At 72.8% G+C, this 4,964-nt stretch carries 6 protein-coding genes; 3 read left to right on the forward strand and 3 right to left on the reverse strand.

Annotated features, from left to right (window positions below):
* From AC3WPZ_RS27525 to AC3WPZ_RS27535, 3 genes are all read left to right on the forward strand, one after another.
* Positions 1-475: CDP-alcohol phosphatidyltransferase family protein (locus tag AC3WPZ_RS27525; RefSeq protein WP_492442519.1), on the forward strand; the 475-nt coding region annotated here is incomplete at its 5' end.
* A 3-nt stretch (positions 476-478) separates the two neighbouring features.
* Positions 479-1,084: a YceI family protein gene (locus AC3WPZ_RS27530; protein ID WP_444686647.1), complete on the forward strand. Its 606-nt coding sequence runs from the start codon at positions 479-481 to the stop codon at positions 1,082-1,084.
* Positions 1,081-2,784, forward strand: coding sequence for a sulfatase-like hydrolase/transferase (locus tag AC3WPZ_RS27535; protein WP_444686648.1), 1,704 nt, complete (start codon positions 1,081-1,083; stop codon positions 2,782-2,784). The genes AC3WPZ_RS27530 and AC3WPZ_RS27535 overlap by 4 nt, the downstream gene beginning before the upstream one ends.
* A gap of 6 nt (positions 2,785-2,790) precedes the next feature.
* On the opposite strand, the gene AC3WPZ_RS27540 is transcribed toward AC3WPZ_RS27535, so the two are convergent.
* The 3 genes from AC3WPZ_RS27540 to AC3WPZ_RS27550 all read right to left on the reverse strand — a co-directional run.
* Positions 2,791-3,549 (reverse strand): FkbM family methyltransferase, encoded by a 759-nt coding sequence (locus AC3WPZ_RS27540; protein WP_444686649.1) that lies wholly within the window; start codon positions 3,547-3,549, stop codon positions 2,791-2,793.
* Positions 3,546-4,595, reverse strand: a complete 1,050-nt coding sequence (locus tag AC3WPZ_RS27545; RefSeq protein ID WP_444686650.1) for an OmpA family protein — start codon at positions 4,593-4,595, stop codon at positions 3,546-3,548. Before AC3WPZ_RS27545 ends, AC3WPZ_RS27540 begins: the two co-directional genes overlap by 4 nt.
* Before the next feature lie 6 nt (positions 4,596-4,601).
* Positions 4,602-4,964 (reverse strand): hypothetical protein (locus AC3WPZ_RS27550; RefSeq protein WP_492442522.1); only part of this gene is annotated, 363 nt, incomplete at its 5' end.

Below are 4,964 nucleotides of genomic sequence, written 5' to 3' on the forward strand. Positions count from 1 at the left end.
CCGCCCGCCCCTGGCTTCGATGACCCCGGCGGCCTGGTGGCTGGTGGTGATCGCCACCGCCACGGCCCTGCTCGACGCGGTGGACGGCGCGCTGGCCCGGCGCAGCGGCCTGGCCAGCGCCTTCGGCGCCCGTTTCGACATGGAGACCGACGCGGCCTTCACCCTGGTGCTGTGCGCGCTGGTGCTGCAGGCCGGCCAGGCCGGCCCCTGGGTGCTGGCTTCGGGGCTGATGCGCTACGCCTTCGTGGCCGCCTCCAAGCCCTGGCCCTGGCTGGCCGGCGCCCTGCCACCGAGCAAGCGCCGCCAGACGGTGTGCGTGGTGCAGATCACCGCGCTCATCATCTGCCTGGGGCCCATCGTGCCGCCCTGGCTGGCGGCCTCGCTGGCCGCCTTCAGCCTGGCCCTGCTGAGCCTTTCGTTCGCCGTCGACATCCGGACCCTGGCGCGGCAGCGCCCCACCCTCACGGAGACCTGAGCCATGCGCACTTCCACCGCCCTACTCCTGCCACTGGCGCTTTGCGCCCACCTGCTGGCCAGCTCGCCCGCGCACGCCCAGGCAGCCAAGTACGAGCTGGACCCGGACCACATCACCATCGCGTTTCTGGTGGACCACATCGGCTACGCCAAGGTGCTGGGCCTGTTCCGCTCGGCTCGCGGCAGCTACCGCTTCGACGAGGCCACGGCCACGCTGTCGGACGTGCGCATCGAGGTGGAGACGGCCAGCGTCTTCAGCAACCAGCGCAAGCGCGACGAGCACCTGAAGGGCCCCGACTTCCTGAACAGCGGCGAGTTCCCGCGCATGGTGTTCACCGCCAGCAGCGCCAAGCGCACCAGCGAGCGCAACTTCGAGATCAGCGGCCAGCTGGAGCTGCTGGGCAAGTCGCAACCGCTCACGCTGCAGGCCACCTGGAACAAGAGCGCCGAGTCGCCCATGGGCGGGCCGCTGCGCAAGCCCTACACCATGGGCGTGTCCGCGCGCGGCAGCTTCAAGCGCAGCGCCTACGGCATGAACTACGCGGTGTCCAACGGCTGGGTCGGTGACGAGGTGCCGCTGATCATCGAGTTCGAAGCGGTGCGCCAGTGAGCGACGCGCGCGCCGCGCCGCCTCGGTGGCTGCCGTGGCTGCTGCGCTTCGGCCTGGCGTTCGCGCTGCTCAACGCGCTGTGGACCTTCGAGAACCGCTGGCCGGGTTTCGGCGTGCGCACCATGCCGCGCCTGTCGTTCGAGCTGTGCCTGGCCGTGGTGGCGCTGATGGGCTGGGTGCGCTGGCGCGGCCGGCTCTCGGCGCGCGCGGCCACCGCGTGGTCCCTCGGCTTCGTCTTCCTCGTGTTCGTGCGTTACGCGGACGTGACGGCCCCGGCCGTGCTGGGCCGGCCGGTCAATGTGTATTGGGACGGGCGCCACGCCGCCGAACTGCTGCGGCTGGCCGCCCAGACCCTGCCCGCCTGGCAGTTGCTGGGCCTGGCGCTGGCGCTGCTGCTGGGCGCGGTGTTGCTGGTGGGCCTTGTGCGCCGCGCGATCGTGGTGCTGGCGCGGTGCCTGGCCTGGGAGCGCCCCGGGCCCTGGCTGCTGGCCGCCGTGGCCGCGTGCACGCTCAGCTTCGCCGCCTACGTGCCCGGTGAGCGCGACACGCGCTGGTTCTTCTCGCTGCCGCTCACACCCACGCTGGTGCACCAGGGCCAGTTGCTGGCGCGCGTGGCCTGGCCGGCCTCGGCCGAGTCGGTGCTGGGCGCGGGCCCGGCCTTCGACGGCGATCTCTCCGGCCTGATCGGGCCACGGGGCCCGGCGGACGTGCTGCTGGTGTTCGCCGAGTCTTACGGCACGGTGAGCTTCGACCGGCCCGAGCAGGCCGTCGGGCTGGTGGCGGCGCGCGCGGCGCTGGACGAGGCCATCCACGCCGGTGGCCGCACCGTGGTCAGCGCGCGCGTGACCGCGCCCACCTTCGGCGGTGCCTCGTGGCTGTCGCACGCCGCGCTGCTGGCCGGCGTGGACACCAGCGACCCGGGCGACCACGACCTGCTGCTCGCCAGCGACCGGCCCACGCTGGTGCGCCATTTCGCGCGCCATGGCTACCGCACCGTGGGCTGGATGCCGGGCCTCAAGCGCCCCTGGCCCGAAGGCGCCTTCTACGGCTTCGACCGCCTCGCGAAGGACGCCGACATGGGCTACACCGGGCCCAACTTCGGTTACTGGCGCATCCCCGACCAGGCGGCGCTGGCGCTGCTGCACACGCAGGAACTCGCGCCCACCACGGATCGCGCGCCGCGCTTCGTGGTGTTCCCGACCACCAGCACGCACGCCCCCTTTCACCCGCTCGCGCCCTTCGTGCCGGGCGGATCGCTGCGCACCAGCTCCCAGACCTACAGCGCAGCGCAGGCGCTGGCCGCGCAGGCGGCGCCGCTGGCGGTGCGCGAGCCCCTGCCGCCCTACCTGGAGAGCCTGCGCTACCAGCACGCCTGGCTGGCGGACTACCTGAAGCAGCGCTCGGCCCGACCGCTGGTGATGGTGGTGGTGGGCGACCACCAGCCGCCCGCGCTGGTGAGCGGGCCCGCGGTGTCGTGGGACGTGCCGGTGCACGTGATCAGCGAGGACCGCGCCCTGCTGCAGCGCCTGCTGGGCAGCGGCTTCGCGCCCGGGCTCACGCCACCGGCGGAGGCGCTGGGGCCGATGCAGCGGCTGACCGAGGTGCTGCTGGCGGTGTTCAACGCGCCCGGGGCGCACGAGGTGCAGGGCTTCGAGCACGTGGGCGCGCCCGCGAGCAGCCCGCCGCACACCGGGTCCTGAGGCGGCTCAGGCCACGAGCCAGGCGTGCACGTCGCCCGAGGGCGCGTCCGTCGGCAAGGCGCGCAGCCAGCCGCGCATCGCCTCGGCGCCCTCGCCTTCGGGCTGGAGCAGGTGCTGCCGCTCGCCCAGCGACACCGCATAACGGTAACGCCCGGGCCCGGCCAGGGCTTCGAGCCGGTCGATGCAACCCAGCGCCACGTCGCGCACGGCCGGCACGAACTCGAAGGACAGCGCCGGCAGAGGCTGGCTCAGACCCATGAGCACCTCCAGCTCGAAACCCTCCACATCGATCTTCACGAAATCGGGCCGCCCGTGCGTGGCGATCAGCGCGTCCAGCGTGGTCACGGGCACCAGCGGCCCGGCTTCCCAGCGCACACCGCGGAACGACGGTGCCGCGCCCGCGCGCTGCACGAAATCGGTGGAGAGCGTGGCCACGGTGGGCGTGCGCGGGCTGGCCATCAGGCGGGCTTCGCCGGGCGCGCGGCCCAGGGCCTGCGGCAGCAGCGCCACCTGCGCATCGTGGCCGAAGCGGCGCCCCAGCAGCCGCACGAAATCGGGCTGCGGCTCCAGCGCGACCACGCGCGCGCCGAGCTGGCGGAACGCCGCCACGCGGTTGCCGGCGTGGGCGCCGACGTCGAACGCCAGACCACCCACCGGCAGGAAGCGGCGGTAGAAGCGCCGCAGCTGCGCGCCGCGCCAGGGGATGGCGCGGTACACGAGGAAGGAGCGCAGCAGGCCGAGCGGACGGTCGATCGCGCGGCTCATCGCGGGCGCTGGGGGGGCAAGGGGATGAGGATCATCTGGACGGTCCGGTTGGCCGGGTTCTCGGTGTCCTGCGCCGTCAGCGCCGGCAGGTCCTTCTTCGCCAGCGGGGCCACGAAGATGCGGGCCGCGCCAATGCCGCCCTGCTCGCGCAGCAGCTCGGCCACGCTGCGGGCGCGGCGCATCGCGAGCGCGTCGTTGAGCGCATCGCCCCCGACCGTGTCGGTGTGGGCCACGATCAGGATGCCCACGTCGGGGTGCGCGCGCAGGTGGTCGCGGGCCTTGTCGATGTCCGCCACGGCCTGCCGCGAGAGCTCGGCCTTGCCGGTCGCGAAGAGCACCGGCGGCAGCACCGGCAAGGGGTCGGCCGCCGCCACCGGCGAGGGGCTCGACGGCAGCACCACGTAGACCGTGGGCGCGCTGGCCGTCTCCTTCTTCGGCGCGTTGGAGGCCACCGCGAACACGGCGATGGAGATGATCGCCGCCAGGCCGGCCCAGAAGACGGTGTCGGTGCCTCTGGACACGCGCACGTGCAGGCGCGTGAACGCGCTCCAGTGGTTGACGGCCGCCAGCGCGTCGGCCAGGCGGTCGTACTCCTCCTTGCGATCGACCTTCGTGGTGTCGGCCTGGTAGTGCTCCCAGGCCAGGCGCTTCTCTTCGATCAGGCGGCTCACCGAATCGATGCGCGGGCTGTTCGGGTCGTTGGGGTTGCGCTTGGGCAGCAGCTCGTCCTTGCGCCGCGCGAACTCGGCCTGCACGGCGAGGATCTCGGCGTCCTGGGTGGTGTCGATCAGCAGGTTGGTGTACGCCAGATCGGGCGTGAGCACGAACAGCAGGCGGCGCACGGACCAGCCCAGCAGCAGCAGCGACACGAGCAAGGCCAGCGAGGCCACGATCCAGCGCGGGCTGAACAGTTCGAGCGAGCCGTAGCCGGAAAACGGCGCACCGGCCAGCAGCACGCCGGCGATGCCGCCGAACACCGCGATCAGCGTCTTGACGTTGTCGCGCAGGCTGGCCTTGGCGACGACATAGGGATCGGCGGCGGCCATGGCGCCCTACTCCAGCGGATCGTTGTGCCAGAAGCGCAGCACGTCCAGGCCCAGGTCCGGCTCCTTCAGCAGCTTCTGCAGCCGGCCCAGTTCATGGCTGGCGTCGGGCGACGACAGGGTGCCGACGTCCACGTCCAGCACCGTGATCGCGCCGAAGCGCAGGGGCTTCACGCGCGTCACCCGCTGGCGCACCAGGCGCTGCAGGCTCTCCGGGTCCAGGCCCTTGAATTCGGCGAGCTTCCAGCGCTCGATGCCGGCGACCTCGACCACGAAGAGTTCGCGGGCGTCAAACGGCTCTTGCGTGCTGGATTCGATGAACATCACCCCCGGCGGCGTGGCTGGTTCGGGCGCGGGCGGTCGGGGCGGTGG

It is taken from the genome of Hydrogenophaga sp. FW305-3-2-15-A-LB1 (assembly GCF_058787875.1).